The sequence below is a fragment of the Paraburkholderia bryophila genome (genome assembly GCF_013409255.1).
Taxonomy (GTDB): domain Bacteria; phylum Pseudomonadota; class Gammaproteobacteria; order Burkholderiales; family Burkholderiaceae; genus Paraburkholderia.
The window spans coordinates 3,265,983-3,288,670 of record NZ_JACCAS010000002.1; the positions used below are offsets into that span (position 1 = coordinate 3,265,983).

At 62.2% G+C, this 22,688-nt stretch carries 23 protein-coding genes and 1 pseudogene; 8 read left to right on the forward strand and 16 right to left on the reverse strand.

Annotated elements, in window-relative coordinates; translation table 11 throughout:
* Positions 1-8: 8 nt before the first annotated feature.
* The 7 genes from GGD40_RS35470 to GGD40_RS35500 form a co-directional block, all read right to left on the reverse strand.
* Positions 9-1,205 (reverse strand): ABC transporter substrate-binding protein, encoded by a 1,197-nt coding sequence (locus GGD40_RS35470; RefSeq protein ID WP_179746861.1) that lies wholly within the window; start codon positions 1,203-1,205, stop codon positions 9-11.
* 86 nt (positions 1,206-1,291) lie between these two features.
* Entirely contained in the window at positions 1,292-1,999 is a 708-nt protein-coding gene (locus GGD40_RS35475; protein WP_179713678.1) for an ABC transporter ATP-binding protein, read from the reverse strand.
* Positions 1,986-2,750, reverse strand: a complete 765-nt coding sequence (locus GGD40_RS35480) for an ABC transporter ATP-binding protein (RefSeq protein WP_179713676.1) — start codon at positions 2,748-2,750, stop codon at positions 1,986-1,988. The genes GGD40_RS35475 and GGD40_RS35480 overlap by 14 nt, the downstream gene beginning before the upstream one ends.
* Positions 2,743-3,747 carry a branched-chain amino acid ABC transporter permease gene (locus GGD40_RS35485; protein WP_179746862.1) on the reverse strand — a complete coding sequence of 335 codons (1,005 nt, stop codon included), beginning with the start codon at positions 3,745-3,747 and terminating at the stop codon, positions 2,743-2,745. Before GGD40_RS35485 ends, GGD40_RS35480 begins: the two co-directional genes overlap by 8 nt.
* A complete protein-coding gene (locus GGD40_RS35490; RefSeq protein WP_257030670.1) occupies positions 3,744-4,646 on the reverse strand; it encodes a branched-chain amino acid ABC transporter permease in 903 nt (300 codons plus the stop codon). Before GGD40_RS35490 ends, GGD40_RS35485 begins: the two co-directional genes overlap by 4 nt.
* 24 nt (positions 4,647-4,670) lie before the next feature.
* A complete protein-coding gene (locus GGD40_RS35495) occupies positions 4,671-5,762 on the reverse strand; it encodes a porin (protein ID WP_373565405.1) in 1,092 nt (363 codons plus the stop codon).
* A gap of 487 nt (positions 5,763-6,249) precedes the next feature.
* The gene (locus GGD40_RS35500) at positions 6,250-7,170 is read right to left on the reverse strand and encodes a LysR family transcriptional regulator (protein WP_179746864.1); all 921 of its coding nucleotides are present in this window, start codon (positions 7,168-7,170) and stop codon (positions 6,250-6,252) included.
* 121 nt (positions 7,171-7,291) lie between these two features.
* Between GGD40_RS35500 and GGD40_RS35505 the strand changes: the two genes are divergently transcribed.
* Entirely contained in the window at positions 7,292-8,401 is a 1,110-nt protein-coding gene (locus tag GGD40_RS35505) for a tartrate dehydrogenase (RefSeq protein WP_179713669.1), read from the forward strand.
* Between the two features lie 144 nt (positions 8,402-8,545).
* Entirely contained in the window at positions 8,546-9,841 is a 1,296-nt protein-coding gene (locus GGD40_RS35510) for an MFS transporter (protein ID WP_179713666.1), read from the forward strand.
* A 142-nt stretch (positions 9,842-9,983) separates the two neighbouring features.
* Here the strand turns inward: GGD40_RS35510 and GGD40_RS35515 are convergent, their stop codons facing one another.
* Complete coding sequence (locus GGD40_RS35515; RefSeq protein ID WP_179713664.1) at positions 9,984-10,265, reverse strand: hypothetical protein; 282 nt, start codon at positions 10,263-10,265, stop codon at positions 9,984-9,986.
* Between the two features lie 404 nt (positions 10,266-10,669).
* Between GGD40_RS35515 and GGD40_RS35520 the strand changes: the two genes are divergently transcribed.
* The 4 genes from GGD40_RS35520 (at position 10,670) to GGD40_RS35535 (ending at position 14,778) form a co-directional block, all read left to right on the forward strand.
* Positions 10,670-11,848, forward strand: coding sequence for a quaternary amine ABC transporter ATP-binding protein (locus tag GGD40_RS35520; RefSeq protein ID WP_179713662.1), 1,179 nt, complete (start codon positions 10,670-10,672; stop codon positions 11,846-11,848).
* The gene (gene choW, locus GGD40_RS35525) at positions 11,841-12,743 is read left to right on the forward strand and encodes a choline ABC transporter permease subunit (RefSeq protein ID WP_179713660.1); all 903 of its coding nucleotides are present in this window, start codon (positions 11,841-11,843) and stop codon (positions 12,741-12,743) included. The genes GGD40_RS35520 and choW overlap by 8 nt, the downstream gene beginning before the upstream one ends.
* A gap of 7 nt (positions 12,744-12,750) precedes the next feature.
* A complete protein-coding gene (locus GGD40_RS35530) occupies positions 12,751-13,749 on the forward strand; it encodes a GlxA family transcriptional regulator (protein WP_179713658.1) in 999 nt (332 codons plus the stop codon).
* A gap of 93 nt (positions 13,750-13,842) precedes the next feature.
* Complete coding sequence (locus GGD40_RS35535; RefSeq protein ID WP_035556988.1) at positions 13,843-14,778, forward strand: choline ABC transporter substrate-binding protein; 936 nt, start codon at positions 13,843-13,845, stop codon at positions 14,776-14,778.
* Positions 14,779-14,831: 53 nt separating this feature from the next.
* On the opposite strand, the gene GGD40_RS35540 is transcribed toward GGD40_RS35535, so the two are convergent.
* The 3 genes from GGD40_RS35540 to GGD40_RS35550 form a co-directional block, all read right to left on the reverse strand.
* Positions 14,832-15,899: a GlxA family transcriptional regulator gene (locus GGD40_RS35540; protein WP_179713654.1), complete on the reverse strand. Its 1,068-nt coding sequence runs from the start codon at positions 15,897-15,899 to the stop codon at positions 14,832-14,834.
* Positions 15,900-15,964: 65 nt separating this feature from the next.
* Complete coding sequence (locus tag GGD40_RS35545) at positions 15,965-16,345, reverse strand: hypothetical protein (protein WP_179746865.1); 381 nt, start codon at positions 16,343-16,345, stop codon at positions 15,965-15,967.
* A gap of 205 nt (positions 16,346-16,550) precedes the next feature.
* The gene (locus tag GGD40_RS35550; protein WP_179746866.1) at positions 16,551-16,940 is read right to left on the reverse strand and encodes a hypothetical protein; all 390 of its coding nucleotides are present in this window, start codon (positions 16,938-16,940) and stop codon (positions 16,551-16,553) included.
* 302 nt (positions 16,941-17,242) lie between these two features.
* On the opposite strand from GGD40_RS35550, the pseudogene GGD40_RS35555 reads away from it, so the two are divergent.
* Positions 17,243-17,578: pseudogene (locus GGD40_RS35555) on the forward strand (transposase); the annotation flags it as partial.
* A 69-nt stretch (positions 17,579-17,647) separates the two neighbouring features.
* Here GGD40_RS35555 and lhpH read toward each other — a convergent pair.
* From lhpH to GGD40_RS35580, 5 genes are all read right to left on the reverse strand, one after another.
* On the reverse strand, positions 17,648-18,655 hold the full coding sequence (gene lhpH / locus GGD40_RS35560; protein ID WP_179746867.1) for a trans-3-hydroxy-L-proline dehydratase: 1,008 nt from the start codon (positions 18,653-18,655) through the stop codon (positions 17,648-17,650).
* A gap of 33 nt (positions 18,656-18,688) precedes the next feature.
* Complete coding sequence (locus tag GGD40_RS35565) at positions 18,689-19,810, reverse strand: branched-chain amino acid ABC transporter substrate-binding protein (protein ID WP_179747159.1); 1,122 nt, start codon at positions 19,808-19,810, stop codon at positions 18,689-18,691.
* Between the two features lie 203 nt (positions 19,811-20,013).
* The gene (locus GGD40_RS35570) at positions 20,014-20,472 is read right to left on the reverse strand and encodes a ribonuclease (RefSeq protein WP_179746868.1); all 459 of its coding nucleotides are present in this window, start codon (positions 20,470-20,472) and stop codon (positions 20,014-20,016) included.
* 118 nt (positions 20,473-20,590) lie between these two features.
* The gene (locus tag GGD40_RS35575; protein ID WP_179713642.1) at positions 20,591-20,749 is read right to left on the reverse strand and encodes a hypothetical protein; all 159 of its coding nucleotides are present in this window, start codon (positions 20,747-20,749) and stop codon (positions 20,591-20,593) included.
* A gap of 95 nt (positions 20,750-20,844) precedes the next feature.
* Positions 20,845-21,219: a glutathione S-transferase N-terminal domain-containing protein gene (locus GGD40_RS35580; RefSeq protein ID WP_179713640.1), complete on the reverse strand. Its 375-nt coding sequence runs from the start codon at positions 21,217-21,219 to the stop codon at positions 20,845-20,847.
* A 158-nt stretch (positions 21,220-21,377) separates the two neighbouring features.
* Between GGD40_RS35580 and GGD40_RS35585 the strand changes: the two genes are divergently transcribed.
* Complete coding sequence (locus GGD40_RS35585; protein WP_373565320.1) at positions 21,378-22,652, forward strand: IS256 family transposase; 1,275 nt, start codon at positions 21,378-21,380, stop codon at positions 22,650-22,652.
* The last annotated feature ends 36 nt before the right edge of the window (positions 22,653-22,688 follow it).

Below are 22,688 nucleotides of genomic sequence, written 5' to 3' on the forward strand. Positions count from 1 at the left end.
GCGTTTCACTATTTCGCCGCCGTCAGCGTGCTCAATGCCGCCGACTTCAACTGTCCACCCTGAACCACCGCCGCGAGCGGATTGCCGATCACGAAACCGCCGTGATCGTCGACCCCGGTCACGCTTTGCGGATTGTTCTGAGGCGGCAGTGCCTTCACCGCGTGGTCGAACTGGTTGCGGATCGCCGTGGCGTCGCTGACGCTGCCGGCCAGTTTCATCGCCAGCGCTGTTGCATACACCGCGGTGTAGTTCAGCGACACTTCCTGGCTCGGATCGCGTCCACCGTGACTCTTGCGGAAACGGTCGACGAACGCCTTCGCGTTCGGCGTGCTGTCGTCGACGAGCGGCAACACGCCGATCGCGCCATTCAGCGCCGCGTAGCCGCCGGTCACTTTGGCCACTTCGTCGAGCTTGGCCTGGTCCATCACGATGAAGCCGCCCTTGAAGCCCAATTCGCGCGCCTGCTGCGCGACCAGTCCGGTCGGTTCGGACGGTCCGCCGATAAACATCACATCCGGTTTTGCCGCCAGCACGCGGCTCACGCCGCTGTAGAAATCGGTCGCGCGGTTATACGACATGGCGTTGTCCGCGACGATCGTGCCGCCGGCCGCTTCCCACGCGGGTTTGAAGGCGGCGACCCAGACCTTGCCGTAGTCGGTATCGGTGGCGGCGAGCGCGACCTTCTTGCCGTAGGTCGCCATTTCATACTTGATGAAGGCGTTCAGATACGACGTGAAGGCGGGCGGAATCCGCACGGTGAGCTTGTTGCCGCGTTCGCTGATCTGCGGCACGCTGGTGTAGGAGAGCAACAGCAGCTTCTGCTGTTCGTTGCTGGTCTGCACGGCGAAGCCGCCGCCGGAATGCGGCACGAGCACCACCGCGGCCTGCTGTTCCTGCGCGAGACGTTTCGCGTTGATCGCGGTTTCGCTGGGGTTGTACTTGTCGTCGAGCGGCACGACCTCGAATTTGATCTTCTTGCCCGCCACCTCGATGCCGGCCTGATTGACATCGGCGGCGGCCATCTGCATGCCGTCCAGTACTTCCTGGCCGTACTTCGCGGCGCCGCCGCTCAACGGGCCCGAGTAGCCGATGTGCACCACCTGTTGCGCGACGGCAGGGGCGGCGCCCAACAGCGTGAGCGCCGTCACGGCCGCGGTCGCGACCGCGGCCCTTCCGGCTCGGCCGCCAATGCGTTTGATCGTCATGCGTGTCTCCTTGGTAGGGGCGAAATGGGGCGAAACGGAACGAAGCGGGCCGACGCTCATGCCTCGAATCGGTGAAAATCGCGGATTCAACCGCCGACGTACGCGCGCCGGATGGCTTCGTTGTTCATCAGACTCGCCGGATCGCCTTCGAGCACGATGCGCCCGCTCTCGATCACATACGCGCGGTGCGCGATCTTCAGCGCGGCGAACGCGTTCTGTTCGGCGAGCAGCACCGTGGTGCCTGCGCGGTTGATCTGCTGGATCACCTCGAACACCTGCTTGACCACCAGCGGCGCGAGACCGAGCGACGGTTCGTCGAGCAACAGCACCTTGGGCCGCGCCATCATCGCGCGGCCGATCGCGACCATCTGCTGCTGACCGCCGGAGAGTGAGCCGGCCGCGTGATCCTTGCGTTCGGCGAGCAGCGGGAATAGCGCGAACACCTGGTCGAGATTGCGTTGATTGCCGGCCTTGTCGCCGCGATGCACGTACGCGCCGAGCGTGAGATTCTTCAGCACCGACATGCCGGGGAACAGCTTGCGGCCTTCGGGGCACTGAATCACACCGCTGCGCACGATCTGCGCGGGCGTCATGCCGAGCAGTTCGCGCTGGCCGAAGCGCAGGCTGCCGCTCGCGGCGCGGCGCAAGCCGCTGGTCGCGAGAAAGATCGAACTTTTACCCGCGCCGTTGGCGCCGAGCAGCACCACGAGTTCGCCGTCGTCCGCGTGCAGCGTGATGCCGTCCAGCGCGCGGAAGCTGCCGTAGTCGAGCGCGACGTTGTCAAACTTCAGCATGCTCGCTCCCCAGGTAAGCATCGATCACGGCCGGGTTCGCGCGAATCTCGGCGGGCGTGCCTTCGGCGATTTTCTTGCCATAGTTCAGCACCATGATGCGATCCGCGAGCTTCATGATCATGTTCATCTTGTGTTCGACGAGGCACACCGTCACGCCGTGTTTGACCAGCTTGCGGATCAGCTCGGCGAGACCCTCGGTCTCCTCGGGGTTGACGCCGCCCGCGGGTTCGTCGAGCAGCATCAGGCTCGGTTCGGTGGCGAGCGCGAGTGCGATGGCCGCACGTTTGCGTTCTTCCTGCGAGATGCCGCCGGCAAGCTGGCCGGCCATTGCCGACAAGCCGACGAAGTCGAGCGCCTCGCGCGCCTTGTCGCGGCACAGGCGTTCTTCCTGCTTCAGCCGCTTCGAGTGCGTGAGCACGTCCCAGAGCCCGGAGCGGGTGCGCAAGCGGTGGCCGACGATCAGGTTGTCGAGCACGCTGGCCCGATCGAACAGCGCGGTGGACTGAAACGTGCGCGCCACGCCCAGGCGCGCCATGCGGTCGGCGCCGAGCTTCGTCACGTCTTCGCCCTTGAAAAGAATGCGGCCCGAACTCGGCAAATGCGTGCCGCTGATCAGATTGAAGAAGGTGGTTTTGCCCGCCCCGTTCGGTCCGATGATCGCGTTGATCTTGCCGGCTTCGAGGTGCGTGCTGATGTCGTCGACCGCGACGAGGCCGCCGAAGCGTTTGCTGAGCGCGTCGATTTCAAGCATGGCCGTCACCTCGCGCGGTTTGCGATTGACGCCGCGAACGCGTGCCCTGCGAAGGCGCCGCGCGCCGCGCTCGTATTGCCTGATACAAACCGACGAACCCATTGGGCAGAAAGATCACCAGCAGAATCAGGATCGGGCCGAACACCACGAAGCGGTATTCCTGCAGAAACTGCAGGTATTGCGTAAGCCACGGAATGGCGAGCGCGCCGAGCAGCGGACCGGCGAGCGTGCCGATGCCGCCTACCAGCATGTACATGGTCATGTCGAAGGTATGTTCGACGCCGGCCAGGTCCGGCCCGAGAAAGCGCACCGAGCCCGCATACAGACCGCCCGCGAACCCCGCATAGACGACCGACAGCACGAAGGCCAGCACCTTGTTGCGCATCAGGTCGATACCGAGCGACTGCGCGAGGCCGTCGCTATTGCGAATGGCCATGAACGTGCGGCCGAGCAGCGAATTGACGATGCGATGCATCAGCCACACGCCGAGCACCAGAAACGCGAACACGAGATAGTAGAGCGCGCGCGGATTCTCGAACGACACCAGGCCGAAACCCGACGGCGCCGGAATGCCGATAACGTCGGCCACGCCATGCGTGACGCTGTCCCACTTCTCGATGACGAGAAACATGATGTAGCCGACGCACAGCGTGAAGATCGAAAAGTAGTGGCCGCGCAACCGCAGCGACACGAGCCCGACCAGCACGCCGAGCCCGCCCGTCACGACCCCCGACGCAACGAACGCGAGCCAGAACGGCACCTGGTGATCGACCGTCAGAATGCCGACCGTATACGCGCCCACCGCCATGAAACTGCCGTGCGCGAGATTGAACTGGCCGGTATAGCCGGTGATCAGATTCAGCCCGACCGTGGCCAGCGCGAAGATGTACGCGGTGGACATGACGGTGAGCATGTAGTCGTTGCTGGCGAGAAATGGAAACACCAGGCCGAGCGCGAACAGCAGCGTCCACCCGAGCTTGCCCTCGAATCGTTTCATGATGCGCGCAGTTCCCTGGTGAAGAGCCCTTGCGGACGAACCGACAGAATCACCACCAGCAGCACGAAGGCGATGATGTCCTTGTAGTCGGTCGAGATATAGAAGGCGCCGAAGCTCTCCGCCATGCCGATGATCAGCCCGCCGACGATCGCGCCCGGCACGCTGCCCATGCCGCCGAGAATGATGATCACGAAGGCTTTCAGGATCACCAGTTGGCCCATGGCCGGGTAGACGAGGTTGATCGGCGCGTAGAGCGTGGCGGCAACCGCGGCCAGCAAGCCGGAAATGCCGAAGGTCAGCATGGTGACCTTGTTGGCGTCGATGCCCATCAGCGACGCGCCGTCGCGGTCCTGCGCCATCGCGATGATGCTTGAACCGATCACCGTATATCTGAGGAAGAGTTGCAACAGCACCACCAGCGCGAACGCCGCGCCGATAATCAGCAGCCGTTGCAGCGGCGCGCTGACGCCGCCCAGTTCGACGACGCCCACATAGGGCGTGGCCATGCGATGAAAATCCGCGCCCCACAGCGCCTGCGCGCCGGCTTCGAGAAACAGCAGCAGGCCGATGGCGGCGATCATCGGATGCAATTCGGAGGATTGGCGCAGCGGGTTGAACACCAGCCGCTCGGCGAGGATCGCGAGCGCCGCGGTCGCGAGGCCGGAGCCGAGCATGGCGAGCCAGTAGTTCAGGCCGAACCGGCTCATCAGATAGAACGACACGAACGCGCCGACCATGTAGAACGCGCCGTGCGCGAAATTCGGCACCGCGAGAATCCCGTAGACCAGCGTGAGACCCAGGGCGACGAGGCTATAAATACCGCCGAGCGTCAGCCCGTTGAGGACCTGCTGCAGAAACATATCCACGCTTGAACCCTCCGACCATTGTTGTCCGCTCATCGGCTCCTTGCCGCGCTGTCAACGCTAGAACATATGGCGGATGCCCACGTTCACGCCGGCCGTGGTGCCTGTCGCTTCGTTCAAGGCGTTGTTGACGGAAATCCCGGTGTGCATCGCGCCGTGATTGGTGACGAAGCCAACCTGTCCGTACATCGCGGTCGCTTTGGATAACGAATATTCGAGCCCGGTCGACGCCAGGATCGAATTGTTCGACGAGCTGTTGGCGTCGCGCGTGACGTACACACCGGCGTCGATATTGAGTGCCGGCGTGATGTGATAACTGGCGCCGCCCGAGTACACGCGATCGTTGAACGAGCCGGCGACCTTGTACTGCACGTACGATGCCTTGACGATCAGATTGTTGAACGTGTAACTCGCGCCGAGCGCGCGGCCGTTGAACTCGACCACGCTGGGAATCGCGATCGACGCGGCGCTGCCGCCCGCATTGCCGCTATACAACGCGGCGTCGACGGTGAGCGAGCCGAGGTGATAGCGCAGACTCGCCGAGTACTGGCGGCCCGCCTGAAAGTCGCCCGCCGTGCCGCCCAGCGCCATCATCGCGCTCGCCTGCAAGCCGGCAATTTCCGGCGACGTGTACGACACCGCGTTCGGATTGAACAGCCCGGTCACGTAGACGTTGTTCAGATACGTCACCAGACCGCTGCCGAAATACGACATCTGCCGGGGGTCGAAGTCGTACACCGCGAGAAAGAACGGCGAGAACTGCAGGCCGGCCTTGATCGTGCCGAACCCGCCGTCCACGCCAACCCACGCCTGGCGGCCGAACTCGTTGCCGTTCGAATTGTTGAGCGAGCCGTTCGCGACGCTGATACCGCTTTCGATCTCGAAGATCGCCCGTGTGTTGCCGCCCAGATCTTCCGTGCCGCGCATGCCGAAGCGCGAGCCGGACAGGCCGCTGTCGGTGAACGAATACTGATGGCCGGCGCTTTGGCCGGTCGCCGCGTTGAGCGTTTTGCTGGTGTACAGCAGCGAACCGTCGACGATGCCGTACAACGTGACGCTGCTCTGCGCATACGCGCACTGGACCGAACCCAGCGCACATGCACCCATGAATCCGAGAATGACTCCAACTCGATTGCGATGATTTGCCGGCATGCTTCGTGTCTCCCTGGTTTTTTGGAATCGAGTGAACTGGCGAAGTAATGCTTGTGTTGCAAAGTGCGGGCGATCTGCGGCGCAAAGCGTTTTCAACAGGCGACAGCGAGCCCTCGCAGGCTGATCAGGGATGCGAACTATCGGCTTGGCTGGTAAGCGCCTCGGGTGAGCTTGCCTGACGTCGTGGCGCTGGCTCCGTCGTGCGGGCCGGCGTGGCGGGGGGGCTCACCGACTACGTGTTTCCGTGCAGGATGCAGGCGCAATTTCGCACGACCGTTCGCACTGTGTCAACGAGGGAAATTGCTGGTTGGACTGCAATGCAGGCCTAAATAGGGAAAACACCTGGCGCGTGGGCGGCGCTTGATTTTCCTTTTAACACTCTGTGAATCATGGGTTAAGCGGTTTCACCCAGTTTGAATCAGCCTGCGTACTGGTGCGCTGGTAGTTCTGCATTGCAGAACTACGGTCGGCTCCGCATTGAAGCCGTTCAATTCGACTCACGCGCGCCGAGCGTCTCGACCAGCATGTCGACGAACGCCTTGACGCGTGCCGTCATCTGCAACTGCTGCGGGTACACCGCGTAAATATCCGCACCGGGCGTGCGGTAGTCGGGCAGCACGTGAACGAGGCGGCCGTCGGCGAGATAGTCCGCGATATCCCACTCCGCGCGCATCAGAATGCCCTGGCCGTCGAGCGCCCACTTCACGGCGATTTCGCCGTCGTTGGTGGTGAGGTTGCCGCGCACTCGTACCGTTTCCGTTTTCTCCGTCGCGCCGCGTCCGCTGGTGAGCCGCCACAGACCGTAGCCGTCGTCGCCCTGGCGGATGCCGATGCAATTGTGCTGCGCCAACTCGGCCGGGCTGCGCGGCGCGCGCCGCTCGGCCAGATAAGCGGGCGACGCGCACAGCAGGCGGCGATTGCGCGCCACCTTGCGCGCGATCACGCGTGCGTCGGGTGGTTCGCCGAAACGCACGCACACGTCGAACGCGTCTTCGCTGATGGGCGGCGGGTCGACCGAGAGTTGCAACTGCACGTCCACTTGCGGAAAGCGCCGCACGAAACGGGAGATCAGCGGCGCGACATGGCTGCGGCCGAAACCGAGCGTCGCATTCACGCGCAGCAGGCCTTTGGGCGCCGCCTGCGAGCCGCCGAGCAACTGCGCGAGATCGTCCATTTCGCTGAGAATGCGCCGCGCGCGGGTCAGGTACAGCTCGCCTTCGGGCGTGAGGCTCATGCGCCGCGTGGTGCGGTTCACCAGCGAGACGCCCGCGCGCGTTTCCATTTGCGCCAGATGCTTGCTGACGGCCGCCGTGCTCAGGCCGAGTTCGCGCGCCGCCGCGGTCAGGCTGCCGCTGGCGGCTAAGGTGGAGAAGAAGGCGAGGTCGTCCGGTTGTATCGAGGCGGTCATACGCAGCGGCCCATTGTTAACCTGAAGTTAAGGATGGTTTGAGTCTAACAGCGTTTGTATGGACCGTCGGCGATCTACGATGCGACTCATACCTTCACAACAGACGGACACGGAGACGCCCATGAAAACCTATCGCATCGCAACCATTCCCGGCGACGGCATCGGCAAGGAAGTCGTACCCGCGGGGCAACGCGTGCTCGAAGCGATCGCCGCGCGCAGCAACACGTTCGGCTTCGCGTTCGAGAATTTCGACTGGGGCGGCGACTACTACCGCCAGCATGGCGCGATGATGCCGGCCGACGGACTCGACGCGTTGCGCGACAAGGACGCGATCCTGTTCGGTTCGGCGGGCGATCCGCACATTCCCGATCACATCACGCTGTGGGGGTTGCGCCTGAAGATCTGCCAGGGCTTCGATCAATACGCGAACGTGCGTCCGACGCGGATCCTGCCCGGCATCGACGGGCCGTTGAAACGCTGCGCGCCGCAAGATCTCGACTGGGTGATCGTCCGCGAGAATTCGGAAGGCGAGTACGCGGGCGTCGGCGGCCGCGCGCATCAGGGGCATCCGATCGAAGTCGCGACCGATGTGTCGATGATGACGCGTGCCGGCGTCGAGCGCATTCTGCGGTTCGCGTTCCGGCTCGCGCAAACGCGGCCGCGCAAGCTGCTGACGGTGATCACCAAGAGCAATGCGCAGCGGCATGCCATGGTCATGTGGGACGAGATCGCGTTGCAGATCTCGCAGGAGTTTCCCGACGTGCGCTGGGACAAGGAGCTGGTCGACGCGGCCACCGCGCGCATGGTCAACCGTCCCGCCACGCTCGACACGATCGTCGCGACCAATCTGCACGCGGACATTCTGAGCGATCTCGCCGCCGCGCTGGCCGGCAGCCTCGGCATTGCGCCGACCGCCAATCTCGACCCCGAGCGGCGTTATCCGTCGATGTTCGAGCCGATCCACGGCTCCGCGTTCGACATCATGGGCAAAGGGCTCGCCAATCCGGTCGGCACGTTCTGGTCGGCGGTGATGATGCTCGAGCATCTCGGCGAAGACGCCGCCGCACGGCAACTGATGGCCGTGATCGAGCGTGTCACGGCGGACCCGTCGCTGCATACCGGCGACCTGGGCGGCAGCGCGACCACGGCGCAGGTGACGGACGCCGTGTGTGCATTGCTGGCGTCGGAGGCGGCAGGCGGAACGGCGGCCACCGACGTCAAAGCCGCCTGAAACATCGGCAGCACCTGACGCACCCGAAGTAAGCACCCGAAGCGCCGCGCGCCCCGGGCGCGCAATACGAGAACATAACGCCCGGGCGCACCCCGTCACGGGCGATCTCGCTGCACCCTGCAGAGATAGAGCGGAGACAGAGACATGAACACCGAATTGCAAGCCCGAGTGGTTCGCAAGCTCACCTGGCGCATTTTGCCTTTCGTGATGCTGCTGTACTTTGTGAGCTTTCTCGATCGCGTGAACGTCGGCTTTGCGGCGATCACGATGAATCACGACCTCGGCCTCACGCCGACCATGTTCGGTCTCGGCGGCGGCATCTTCTTTCTCGGCTACTTTCTGTGCGAGGTGCCGTCGAACCTGATTCTGAACAAGGTGGGCGCACGTCTGTGGATTGCTCGTGTGATGGTGACGTGGGGACTGGTGTCGGCGGCGTCGGCGTTCGTGAGCGGCCCGGCTTCGTTCTATACGCTGCGCTTTCTGCTCGGTGTCGCCGAAGCCGGTTTCTTTCCCGGCATCATTCTCTATTTGAGCCAGTGGTTTCCGGCCCGTCAGCGTGCGGTGGCCGCGGCCGCGTTCATGGCGGCTGCGCCGTTGTCGACGGCGATCGGTTCGCCGATTTCCGGCGCGATCATGCAGATGCCCGCGTTGCTGGGCCTGAGGGACTGGCAGTGGTTGTTCATCATCGAAGCGATTCCCGCCGTCGTGCTTGGCTTCGTGGTGCTGAAAGCGCTCACCGATTCGCCCGACAAAGCCACCTGGCTCGCCGACGATGAAAAAGCCTGGCTCATCGCCACGCTGCGCGACGAGCGCATGGGCCGCGAATCGCAGGCCGGGCACGCGGCCGGCGCGCTCGCGGCACTGCGCGACGGACGCGTGTGGATCATGGCGATGATTTATTTCGGCACGTCGGCGGGGCTGTACACGCTCGGGTTGTGGGCGCCGTTGATCATCCGTCAGTTCGGATTCAGCGCGTTGGGGACGGGGGCATTGAACGCGATTCCAAGTGTGCTGGCGGTGCTCGGCATGGTCTGGTGGGCGCGGCATTCCGACCGGCGTGGTGAGCGCACGTGGCACGTGGTGATTCCGTGCGTGGTCGCGGCCTTTGGGCTGGCGTGGGCCGGCGTCGCGGATACGGCGGTGGCGGTCGTGCTGGCGCTGGTCCTCGTGAATGTCGGGATCAGCGCGGCGAAGGCGCCGCTGTGGGCGATGCCGAGCACGTTTCTGTCCGGTGCAGGCGCGGCCGCCGGTATTGCGATGATTAACTCGATCGGCAACCTGGGCGGTTTTGTCGGGCCGTTCGCGATCGGCTGGTTGAAAAGCGTGACGGGTGGTTATGCGGCCGGGTTGTATGTGGTGGCGGCGAGTCTCGCGGTGTCTGCGTTGCTCGCGTTGATGGTAGGAAGGCGCGGGTATCGGGCGGCGCACGCGCCGCAGTGATCTAGTTACGAGGTGGCTCGCCGGACGCGTTCCGCGTGCGCCACCTGCAGTACCAGGCTGCGCGCGTCCGCGCGCGGCCCAACAACTCGCGACTCGCGCTTTGCCGGCCGCGCGCGAGTTGTCGGCATTGGGGCACAGGCCGTCAATGATTGAACACCGGCGAGTGCTTGCCGATGAAAGGCGTGGCCGACGGCACCGACGACTGCGTCGATCCTGCCGTCGACGAGCCGTAGCCGGAGTTGTCGCGATAGCCCGAGCCGTTGCGCGCCGCCTGTTGCGATGCCGATGCCGTCGCGGGTTGGTTGCCGTGCGTAGCGGTCACCGATACGGCTGGCGTGGTGGCGTCGGCGTTGGTTTGTGCAAACGACAACGTCGGGAGGATGGCGATCGACGCGACGATCATGAGTTGCTTGAGCGATTGCATGGTGGTTCTCCAGGAGTGGTGAGGTTGCGCTGACCGGCTTGATCGGCGCGCAGGAACAGAATAAGCAGCCGCTCCTTAAGTCCGCCTTAGCCGCGACACCGGGCTTCTTTGTACGTGCTGCACCGCCGCAACTCACGCGACGCCCACTCCGAACTGCGTTTTTTCCGCACAAATCGCCGCCACTTGCTCTGGCGCGACACGCCGCCTCATCCCTCCCGACTCCCGCCAAACCCTTATCCAGCAGGCCTCCGGCCATCCACCGCCGACTCCCGCGCGACACAGGTGTCGTATTTCCACATGTGCCTGTCGCAAATAGTCGGCAACGCGTACTTTTTTCTGGCAACTATGTATGCACAGCGCGGACGCACGTCCGCCACTGCAGCAACAGGAGAGGAGAGCGTTCAATGAATTCCCCCAAGGTCGTGGTCGAAGGCTTGTGCAAGGTGTTCGGCACCAACCCGAAACAGGCACTCAACATGCTGGCCGGCGGCGCGACGAAAGAGGACGTGTTCGCGCAAACCGGTCAGATCGTCGGTGTTCATAACGTGTCGTTCGAGGTCAAGGAAGGCGAGATCTTCGTGCTGATGGGCCTGTCCGGCTCCGGCAAGTCGACGCTGATCCGCCTGATCAACCGGCTCGTCGAGCCGAGCGCCGGCAAGGTGCTGATCGATGGTCGCGACGTCGCCGCCGTGCCGCGCGCCGAACTGACGGCGCTGCGCCGCAAGGATATGAGCATGGTGTTCCAGTCCTTCGCGCTGATGCCGCAACGCACCGTGCTGTCCAACGCGGCGTTCGGCCTCGAAGTCGCGGGCTTGGGCCGCAAGGAGCGCGAGAAGCGCGCCATGACCGTGCTGGAACAGGTCGGCCTCGCGCCGTTCGCGGAGAAGTTGCCCGCGCAACTGTCCGGCGGCATGCAGCAGCGCGTGGGTCTGGCGCGCGCGCTGGCGGTCAACCCGTCGCTGATGATCATGGACGAAGCGTTCTCCGCGCTCGATCCGCTGAAACGCAAGGAAATGCAGAACGTGCTGCTCGATCTGCAGCGCGAGCAGCAGCGCACCATCCTGTTCGTGTCGCACGATCTGGAAGAGGCGATGCGCATCGGTACACGCATCGCGATCATGGAAGGCGGCAAGGTCGTGCAGGTCGGCACGCCGCAGGAAATCATCACCAACCCCGCCGACGACTACGTGCGGGCGTTCTTCGAAGGCATCGACACCAGCCGCTATCTGACCGCCGGCGACCTGATGCAGACCGACGCCGTGCCGCTGATGCAGCATTCGCAGCCGATCGACGCGTCGAGCGTGGCGGCCACGCTGAACGGCAGCGCCGACTACGCATTCGTGCTCGACGGCGAGCGCAAGTTTCGCGGCTTCGTGTGCCGCGATGCGATGGGCAGCGCGTCGCCGCAACTCAATCACATCGAATGCATCCGCCGCACCACGCCGCTCGACGACGTGGTCGAACGCGTGGTGGCGAGCCGCGCGCCGCTGCCGGTCGTCGAGGCGGACGGCTCCTACTGCGGTTCGGTCAACAAGACGAACGTGCTGAACGTTCTCACGCGTCATCGAGGTTCCCATGTCTGAAGTCATTCCACTTGGCGCCTGGGTCGACCACGGCGTTCACTACCTGCTCGACCACGACGCGGCAACCTTCGATTCCATCGGCAAGGTCATCGAGAGCTTTGCCGCGCTGATCGAACACGGCCTGCAAGCGGTACCGATGTGGGCGATGATGGCGTTTTTCGTTGGCATCGGGTTGTGGCGGGTGGGCTGGCGTTTCGCGACGTTCACGCTGCTGGCGCTGTTGCTGATCTACAGCACCGGCTTCTGGGATCAGATGGTGATCACGCTCGGCCTCACCTTGTCGTCGACCCTGATTAGTCTGCTGCTCGGCATACCGCTCGGCATCTGGACGGCGAAGAGCCGCACGGTCGAGACGATCGTGCGCCCGGTGCTCGACCTGATGCAGACCATGCCGGCGTTCGTCTACCTGATTCCGGCCGCGATGCTGTTCGGCTTGGGTCGCGTGCCGGGCATCATCTCCACGGTGATCTTCGCGATGCCGCCGGCGGTGCGTCTCACGTCGCTCGGCATCAAGCATGTGAACCGTGAAATCGTCGAAGCAGGGCAGGCATTCGGCTGCACGCCGTGGCAACTGCTCTACAAGGTGCAGTTTCCGAACGCGCTGCCGTCCATCATGACCGGCGTGAACCAGACCATCATGATGGCGCTCTCCATGGTGATCATCGCGTCGATGGTGGGCGCGGGCGGGCTCGGCAACGACGTGCTGGCGAGTATTCAACGGCTCGACATTGGGCTCGGTTTCGAAAGTGGGCTCTCCGTGGTGATGCTCGCGATCATTCTGGATCGTATTACCGAGAGCTTCGGCCGTGCGCCGGGCATGGCGCGCGCACCGCTGCTGTCGGGCTTGCGCGGTCTCATGAAAGTGCGCCGCGAGCCGGCGGCGCAACACGGCTGAGCCGCCTATGAAGCGCGACGCGATCACACCGGTTGACGCCCCCGCCGATTCGCCGTTGTCCGGGCTCGCGCACGTCGGCTTTCTGACGCTGCCGAACTTTTCGATGATCGCGTTCACCAGCGCGGTCGAGGTGCTGCGCATGGCCAATTACGTCGGCCGCGCGGAGCACTACCGCTGGTCGGTGATCACGCCGGATGGTGAGCCGGCGCGCGCCAGCAACGGCATTACGGTGAAGCCCACCACGACGCTGGCCGAAGCCGGGCTGCCGGATGTGCTGTTCGTGTGCGCCGGCTGGCACGTGCGCGATTACGTCGACGAGACAGTGATCGCGTTGCTGCGCGACGTGGCCGCCAAAGGCATTCCGCTCGGCGGCATTTGCACCGGACCGTATGCGCTGCTGGCGGCAGGACTGCTCGACGGTTATCGCGCCACCGTGCATTGGGAAGACATGTCGCCGCTGAACAAGAGTTACCCACACGTGCGTTTCGCGGACGAACTTTTCGTGATCGACCGCGACCGGATGACTTGCACCGGTGGCACCGCGCCGCTCGATCTGATGCTGAACCTCGTCAGCAGGCGGCTGGGCCACGCGGTGGCGGCGCAAGTGTCCGAGCAGTTTATCGTCGAGCGGATTCGTGGCTCGACCGACTATCAGCACATTCCCGTCGACGCGCGGGTTGGCTTTTCGCGCGCGGAATTGATCGAAGTGGTGCGGCTGATGGAAGCGAACATCGAAGAGCCGCTCTCGCTCGATGAACTCGCGCGGCTCGTGCATCTGTCGCAACGTCATTTGCAGCGGATGTTCAAGATGTTCCTGAGCGTGTCGCCCACGCATTACTACCTGACGCTGCGCCTGCGTCGCGCGCGTGAGTTGCTGCGCAATACGGATGCGTCGATTGGACGTGTCACCGCGGTGTGCGGGTTTCATTCGCCGTGCCATTTCAGCAAGGCGTATCGCGCGCAGTTCGGGCATGCGCCGAGTGTCGAGCGGCGCTTATCGGCGTAAGGCGTCGGCGTAAATCGTCGGCTTCAACAAAGTCTCACTGACAGAATCCGTTTAATAAAACCAGTCGAGCATCAACTACTCTGAGGGAATGCCATGAAACGTTTGTGGGCTGCGTCGTTGTGCGCGCTGTCTGTGTCGTCTGTGTTCGCTGCGGATCCCGCCACCTGTCGCGACGTGCGATTCGCCGACGTCGGCTGGACCGATATCGCGGCCACCACCGGGTTGGCGTCGACGGTGCTCGAAGGGCTCGGCTACAAGCCGACCAAGACGATCGCCTCGGTGCCGATCACGTTCGCTGGCGTGAAGAGCAAGCAGATCGACGTGTTCCTCGGCTACTGGTCGCCGACCATGGACCCGATGATCGACCCGTTCAGGAAGGCGGGCCAGCTCACCGTGCTGCCCACGCCGAACCTGACCGGCGCGAAATACACGCTGGCGGTGCCGGATTACGCGTACCAGGCGGGCATCAAGAACTTCAGCGACATCGCGAAGAACTACGACAAGCTCGACGGCAAGATCTACGGGATCGAGCCGGGCAACGACGGCAATGCACTGATCAAGAAGATGATCGACAGCAACCAGTACGGGCTGGGTAAATTCAAACTGGTGGAGTCGAGCGAGGCGGGCATGCTGGTCGAGGTGAACCGTGCGGTTCGCGAGAAGAAGCCGATTGTGTTCCTCGGCTGGGAACCGCATCCGATGAACGTGCAGATGAAGATCGATTATCTGTCCGGCGGCGACGACGTGTTCGGGCCGAACTATGGCGAAGCGCGCGTGCTGACGGTGGTGCCGAACGACTACTCGGCGCGTTGCCCGAACGTCGCGAAGCTGGTGTCGAATCTGCACTTCACGACCGATATCGAGAACCACGTGATGCTGCCGATCATGAACAAGACCGACCCGAACAAGGCCGCGAAGGATTGGCTGAAGGCGAACCCGGCGGTGCTGGATAAGTGGCTCGCGGGGGTGAAGACGTTTGATGGGAAGGACGGGCTGCCGGCGGTGAAGGCTTATGTAGCGGGGCAGTGAGTTTGATTTGAGTGGCTTTCGCGCTGCGTGGGCGGCGCGAAAGTCGTTGTGCTTCAAATCGCCTGAGCGCGGCCCGGGAAAGTTTCGTCGTAACCGGCGCCGTCGTCTACTTCAGCGGCCGTGCCGCGTTGGTCGCGGTACATCATCGGCGGTAAACCGAATTGCTTGCGGAATTCGCGGCCCAGATGCGATGCATCGGAGAAGCCGCAACTCGACGCGATATCGGCGACGGTTTTATCCGAGCTTGTCAATAGCCAGGCAGCGGTGCGCAATCGTACCTGCTTCGCGTAGGCCTGCGGCGCCTTGCCGGTTTGCGCCTTGAAGAGCCGCTCGAGTTGACGCGGCGAGAGATCGAGCTTGCCGGCCAGTTCATCGAGCGACAACGAGCGGCCTATGTGCTGTTCCATCAGCAGGATCGCGCGCTTTACTTTGGGATGTGACGCGGGCGCGAGACCGGGGGGATGTGGCTGCGGCGCGTTGCCTTTCTGCATGTCGTCGACCAGCAGGATGCGCAACGCTTTTTGCACCGTGGCGGTTTCGAAGTGACGCAGCAGGATCGCAGCGGCGACGTCGATCGACGCGCGGCCACCGGAGCAGGTAATGCGTCTGCGGTCGATCACAAAGAGCCTATCGGCTACTAGCGCTTCTTCATTGACCGACGGAAAGCGTTCGATGAAATCCCAATAGTGAAACCAGCTTACGCAGATGCGGTGACCTTCCAGTACGCCTGCGCGCATCAGTGAGAACACACCGGTGCACATGCCGACTAAGGTTGCGTCGGTCGCGGCTGCGCGGCGGATGAAGGCCAGGGTTGCATCATTGGCTGCGGGGCCGGAATGCAGCAGGCCGCCTACTACGACGACGTAGTCGAAGGGCTCGGCGTTGTCGAAGGTTTCCCATGGGGTAATCTGGATACCGCAACTCGCTCGCACAGGGGCGAGGGTTTCGCCTATCACGCTCCATGAGCAACGGACCGGCTTGCTGAAGTCGCCTTCGTCGGCCGACAGGCGTAGTAAGTCGACGAAGCCGGAGAATGCCGTCAGCGTGAAATTCGGGAGCAGGATGATGCCGAAACGGATGCGTTGTTTGGACGGGGTGTCGGCTGGGGGGAGTGGGTGCATGCGTGCGGGTGTGACGAGTTACCTGGTTGAAGCTAGCATAGCACCCGGTTTTTTGTCTGTCCGGTTTAGGGTGTTCGCTTAGCCGCCAGAATTAGCGAGAGGACGACGAGCAGGATTCCCGCAGCCATGCCGACGATGGATAGTGTTCTATTCCAGCCAGTCATGTAGGCGATCAACGCGGGGCCGAGCAGTATCACGGCGAGCAATTGCATCAGCTTTTCTCGTCGGCCCAATGTGATGTTGGGTTCACGAGTTAGCCAGAACGTTGCGCCGATTGTGTGGGATTCGATCCATGTTGTTGATGTTTGCATGCGGGTGAGCGCTAGTGCGCCGAAACGGAGTGCGATGAAGGTCATGACGATCAGGATCGCGGAGGTGTTGAGGCGGGCGAGGAAAGGTCTACCGTAAGGGATCCATAGCAGGCTCAGTGGTGCGAGCAAAAACATGGCCCCGTATGCCCACTTTCGACGTCTCGAACACTGTAGGACGAGCAGCATGTGCATGCACACTAGTAGGAGTAGTGGCGCTGTGCCGAGTAAAGGAATTAGCTGATGTTGAGTTAGCGCGATGACTATCCCCGTTTCCAGGGTCGCGGCTAGCAGCCATGCTGAAAGGGCGAGTTTGATGTGGGTCGGTAAGGGCGGCATAGGGTTACTTGTATTTGACGTTCTTGCAGTAGTCCATCCCGCTGACTATGTCGCTCCATCCCTGCTTGACGCTCAGATAGCGACAGTAGCTTTCCTTGTAGGCGTCTTCGTTAATCGGAGTCAGACTTCCGGGGATTGGTGTGTAGTCGATGGCTAGAAAGCCCGTTGTGCCTTTATCGCTCAGGCAGACGAACAAGCCCTTCTGCGTGAGAATCTCGTTGTAGGTGGCAAGAGAGTAGGCGGCATATGTGGGCATGCTTGCCCAATAGAGCGATGAACTGGCTTTGCCATCGCGGTGGTCGCCACCAACCCGTTCGACACAATTCGAATGGGTTGCAGCATTGGAAAGATATGGATGACGACATTCGTTGTCCCACGGCGCAATAGTGCCCACGACTACGCTCACCGTTGGTGCAGTCGATGCGCTCGATTGCGATTGCGCGGAGAAAGAGTCGTCTGTTGATCATTTTATTTTGGTGCCTTTTTGGGTGGATTGCCGAGTTAAAAAGGTTTGGATCGCGAGACAACCTAACGTGAGTTGTCGGTTGGTGAAGATCGGATAATTCCTAAAGTTGCTTTGATTCCTGCCTTTTCTTGATTTGCTTTTGGACTATTAGCGTTGCCCTTGGGCGGACCTATCCGTGATTTTGTGGGCGAGGTATATCCTGGAGGATGAAAATCATGGATATGCCGATCATGAAAAAGAAACGTACGGTCGCAGCTCAGGCAGCGGCCCGCGGGCCGCTGCCTGAGCTGCCCGAAGGTGTGCTTGATGAACTGGTGAAGGGGCCGATGACGCCTACGGAGGTTCAGGACCTGATGCTGGCGTTCAACAAGGCCATCATCGAGCGCGCGACGGGCGCCGAGATGAACATGCGTCTGGGCTACCCGCCGGGGCAGCCCAAGCCTGACGACCGGGCCAACGAACGCAACGGCGCCCGCGGCAAGACAATCATCACCGAGCGTGGCCCGGTACGACTCGATCTGCCGCGCGATCGTGAGGGCAGCTTCGCGCCGATCCTGATTCCCAAACTTGGGGGACGAAGTGTCCGACCATCGTGCAATCCTGGCAGCGCGCCTGGGAACACGTCACACCGTCGTCTACCGAACAAGGAACCCGTATGTGAGCGGGTCTCGCTCATCCACTATCCAGTTCGCGAAGCCGCACACGAAAGCGTTGCCTTCGACTTCGGGAATGACAGCCTTGAAATCACCAACAGTCGTCTCGCCCAGCACGCGGCCTTTGAACACAGTACCGATGATGGATTCATTGACAAGCGTCTCATCCTTTCCCAACTGGCCACGCAAATAGAGCTGAGCAACACGACCACCGGTACCGGAACCGGTTGGCGACCGGTCCACTTCACGGTCCGCGAAAACGCAGCAATTCGCCTGGGTCGAACCGGCATGTCGGGGCGCGTTGGCGATGATGGTCCCGTAGATATGATTGATCTCCGGGATATGTGGATGCTCGACCGGAAACGCAGCGTTGGCGGCCGCCTTGACCTCGGCACCAAAGCGGATGAGTTCTTCCACCGACGACTCGCGAACTTCGAGCCCGTGCGGTTGGCCATCGGTGTAGAAGTAGAACGCGCCACCGAACGCAATATCGCCCGTTACCTTCCCGAACGACGGCGTGTCGACCGTGACGTCTTTTTTCCAGATGAACGACGGAACGTTGACGAAGCGTACGTTGCCCGCATGCTCGCCGTCCCACTGTACGAACGCTTCGATGAACCCGCACGGCGCGTCGATTCCCACGCGCGTTTCGGGTACCTGACGCTGTACCCAGCCCAACTCGACCGCAGCCGTTGAAAGAGCAATGACACCGTGGCCGCAGTGGTCGCTGTAGCCTTCGTTGTGAAGGAAGATGATCCCGAAGTCGGCAGTCGGGCTAACCGGTTCCGTCAGATACCCGCCGTACATGTCGGCATGGCCGCGCGGTTCGAACATCAGCGCGCGGCGAATCTCGTCAGCGTTCTCTTTCAACCATGCGCGGCGCTTGACGATCGTGTCGCCAGGCAGCCGCGGCAGACCGCTGGTGACGATGCGAAAGGCTTCGCCGCCGGTGTGGACTTCGACGGTCGAGATGGTGCGGGAAATTTTCATGTTTGCTTCGTGAGGTCAGTGGGGCGACTGCGCTTACTGGCCGTACGGAACCGGCAGACCGTTCTTGATCACATACACGGTAGTCGGTGCGCCCTTGAGGTCGCCATATTCGTCGAACGAGTAGGTGCCGGCAACGCCCTTGTAGTTTTCCTTTGCCAGTTCAGCGATGAGTTTCGCCTTGTCGGTCGTCGTGCCCGCCTTCACCATGGCATCGGCCAGCAACTTCACGCCGTCGTAGTAACTGACGGCGTAGACCTGCGTATCGGTATTGTAGGCGGCCTTGTATTTCTGCAAGAACTCGCGGCCGGCCGACGTCTTGTCGAGCGCAATGCCGCCCTGCGCGCAATACACGATGGACGCTGCATCGCCCGCAACCTTGCCCATGTCCGCCGAGCAGATACCGTCGCCGCCAAGCAGCTTCGCCCGGAGGCCTCGCTGGCGCATCTGCTTCGCCATCGGCGCGCCCTGTGCCGCGTAACCACCGAAGAAAATCACGTCTGGATTCCTGGCTTTGATGGTGGTGAGAATGCCGAGAAAATCGGTCGCCGCGGAGTTGGTGAACTCCTGATCGACAATCTGGATGCCGTTTGCCTTGGCCACCTTGATGAACTGTTCGGCGACGCCTTGACCATACGCCGTGCGGTCATCGATTACCGCCGCAGTTTTGGCTTTCAGCGTCTTCGCCGCGAACTGCCCCATTGTGCCGCCGAGCTGTTCATCGCTAGCACCGATACGGAAAATGTTCTTGAAGCCTTGCTTCGTCAGGGCAGGGTTGGACGCGACCGGCAGCATCGGCACACCACCGGCATTGAAGACGCGCGACGCAGGAATAGCGACACCCGAGTTGTAGGGTCCGACAACCGCGACAACCCCACTGTCGACCAGCTTCTGGGCGACCTGCACGCCGATTTTTGGATCAGCCTGGTCGTCTTCCGAATCGAGTTTGAACGTGACTTTCTGACCCGCAACCGTAACGCCCGTTTTGTTCAGCTCTTCGATCGCTAGACGTGCGCCGTTCTCGTTGTCCTTGCCGTTCGGTGACTGCGGCCCGGTAAGCGGAGCCGAGTGACCGATGGTGACGACGACCTGCGCGTTAGCGGACAGCGTAAATCCAGTGGTCACGACAGCGACCGCGATTGTTGCGAGACGAAGCATACGAACTCCAGGTGAGCTAAGAGGAGGCCAGACCATTCCAGTCTGGTCGGCGTACGACGTGACTTCGAGAATGTAGGGGGGCTGCGGGTATCGTGCTAGTCGGGTTAACGGTCGGCCAGCCTCTGCGGTACGACGCGGCACGGGTCGCCTGGGCGTCGAAATTCCGGGTGATTACGACAGTCATTCGGCTCACCTGGTTCAAGTCATTCCGCAATGCGTTTGAAACTGGCGTAGTAATCGTCGGTGTAATAGCAGTCGCCGATCTGCCTACGCGGTCCACCACATACGATGCGGCGCTGCCCGCGGTCCGCCGAGCCAGGCGTGCGAACTGTGTATGCGTGGTAATAGCCGCGCGGATGCAGCGGCAGTAATGCCGCGGTGTTACGGAACAAGACACCATCCTCGCCAAACGGGAAAGGCCCGCCCGCTCTGATCAGACGCAATGTTTCTGCGGCTTCCCCCGGCAACTGCGCCTTGGTGACGGCGGCTGGCGCGCTACGCGCCTCGGCGGCTGTGTCGCTCGCGGAGTGCCCAGGCTGGGCTGGCGCCTGACTCGCCGATGCACCCGCATCCAGAGTAGCGTTTCGCGATCCGTCCTTGCCGCATCCGCCGAGGATCGCGCTCAAGGCGAGGATGCAGGAGAAAGCCCTCGCTCGCATCACGAAACGGTTGTCTCCGGGTTGACTAGCATTCGACGACCTTCAACCATTTGAGGGTACCGCCAATAGCGGAGTGAATCAATGCGAAGCCTTCGGCTGCATCACGTTGTGCGATGCGGTATCAATGTTTGTGACGGTGCAGCCAACCCATATGGTGCGAATCAAGCCATTGAGTCATCCGCTCTTCCGGGTGATCGCGCCTGTACTGTTGCGCGACCATGAACGCGGCGACCAGCAAGACCGCCAAGCCAACAACGAAGTAGATCATGGACTGAGTCATGGCAGCCTCCTTATAAGGTCGCAACCATGCTTTTATTGTAGGTCAGCGCTTACCGAAATGGCGTGCAACGAGCACACGCATCACTGACACCCGGGTCAGACGATCCCGGCGAAGCGTTGCTCCAGATACGCGATGATCGCGTTGGAATCGTACAACCAGCGCGACTGGTCTTCTTCCTGAATATGCAGGCACGGCACCTTGATCTTGCCGCCACCGGCCAGCAAATTCTCCCGTTGTGCGGAATCGTTTCTCACGTCGTGCAGAGTCATCGGTACATTCAGACGATGCAGGGCACGTCGCGTCTTGACGCAGAAAGGGCACGCATGAAACTGATACAGCGACAGTCGCGCCGCTTCCTTGTTCACTGCGGCCTGACCTTGTACCGAACGGCGTTGCGGACGCGGGCGGCTAAGGGCGTCGCCGAGCACGATTAGCTGGCCGAGACCGACACGCAGGGCTTTCATCAACATAGAGGGTATCTCGAGTAGGGAATAGAAGCTGGCAAGTCTACTGGTTCCAACAGCCGCCGGGGGCGACGCTAATAGACCACAAACACATCAAGGAGAGGCCAAGGACCTATCCGTGATTTTGTGGGCGAGGCATATCATGAAGGATGAAAATCATGGATATGCCGATCATGAAAAAGAAACGTACCGTAGCCTCCCAGGCAGCGGCCCGAGGGCCGCTGCCTGAGCTGCCGGAAGGTCTGCTTGATGAACTGGTGAAGGGTCCGATGACGCCTGTCCAGGTTCAGGACCTGATGCTGGCGTTCAACAAGGCCATCATCGAGCGCGCAATGGGCGCCGAGATGAACATGCATCTGGGCTACCCGCCGGGCCAGCCCAAGCCTGACGGCCAGGCCAACGAACGCAACGGCGCCAGCGACAAGACAATCATCACCGAGCGCGGCCCCGTCAGGCTCGATCTGCCGCGCGATCGTGAGGGCAGTTTCGCGCCGATCCTGATTCCCAAACACGAGCGCCGTTTCACGGGCTTCGATGAGCGCATCATCGCCATGTACGCCCGCGGCATGAGCGTGCGCGAGATTCAGGCGTTTCTGGCTGAAAGCTATGGCACCGAGGTCTCACCCGACTTCATCAGCTCAGTCACTGACGAAGTGATGGCTGAAACGCTGGCCTGGCAAAACCGCCCGCTCGAGCCGATGTACCCGGTGGTGTTCTTCGACGCGCTACGCGTGAAGATCCGTGGCGACGGCGTGGTGAGCAACAAGGCCGTCTATCTGGCGCTGGGTATCCAGGCCGACGGCCAGCGCGACGTACTCGGCCTGTGGATTGAACAGACCGAGGGCGCGAAGTTCTGGCTCAAGGTGTTCAATGACCTCAAGACCCGCGGTTGCCAGGACATCCTGATCGCCGTGGTGGACGGTCTGAAAGGACTGGCCGAGGCGATCGGGACGGCGTACCCCCGCACGGCGGTGCAGACCTGCATCGTGCATCTGATCCGAAACAGTCTGGAGTACGCCAGCCACAAGGACCGCAAGGCGGTCGCCACGGCGCTGCGTCCGATCTATGCAGCCGCGAGCGAACAGGCTGCACAGCAGGCCTTGCAGGACTTCACTGAAGGACCCTGGGGAACGAAGTATCCGACCATCGTGCAATCCTGGCAGCGCGCCTGGGAACACGTCACACCGTTCTTCGTGTTTCCTCCGGAGATACGCCGGGTCGTGTACACAACAAACGCCATAGAGAGTCTGAACATGCAACTGCGCAAGATCATCAAGACCCGAGGCCACTTCCCCAACGACGAGGCCGCCATCAAGCTGCTGTGGCTGGCGCTACGTAACGTGCTGGCAAAGTCCGTGAGAGCGGCATTCGACTGGAAAGCGGCGATGAACCAGTTTGCTATCCTGTTTGGCGAGCGCTTCACGCTCGCACGTGGCTAGAAATCTTTAACCCGCCTCGCACACAAAAATGCGGAC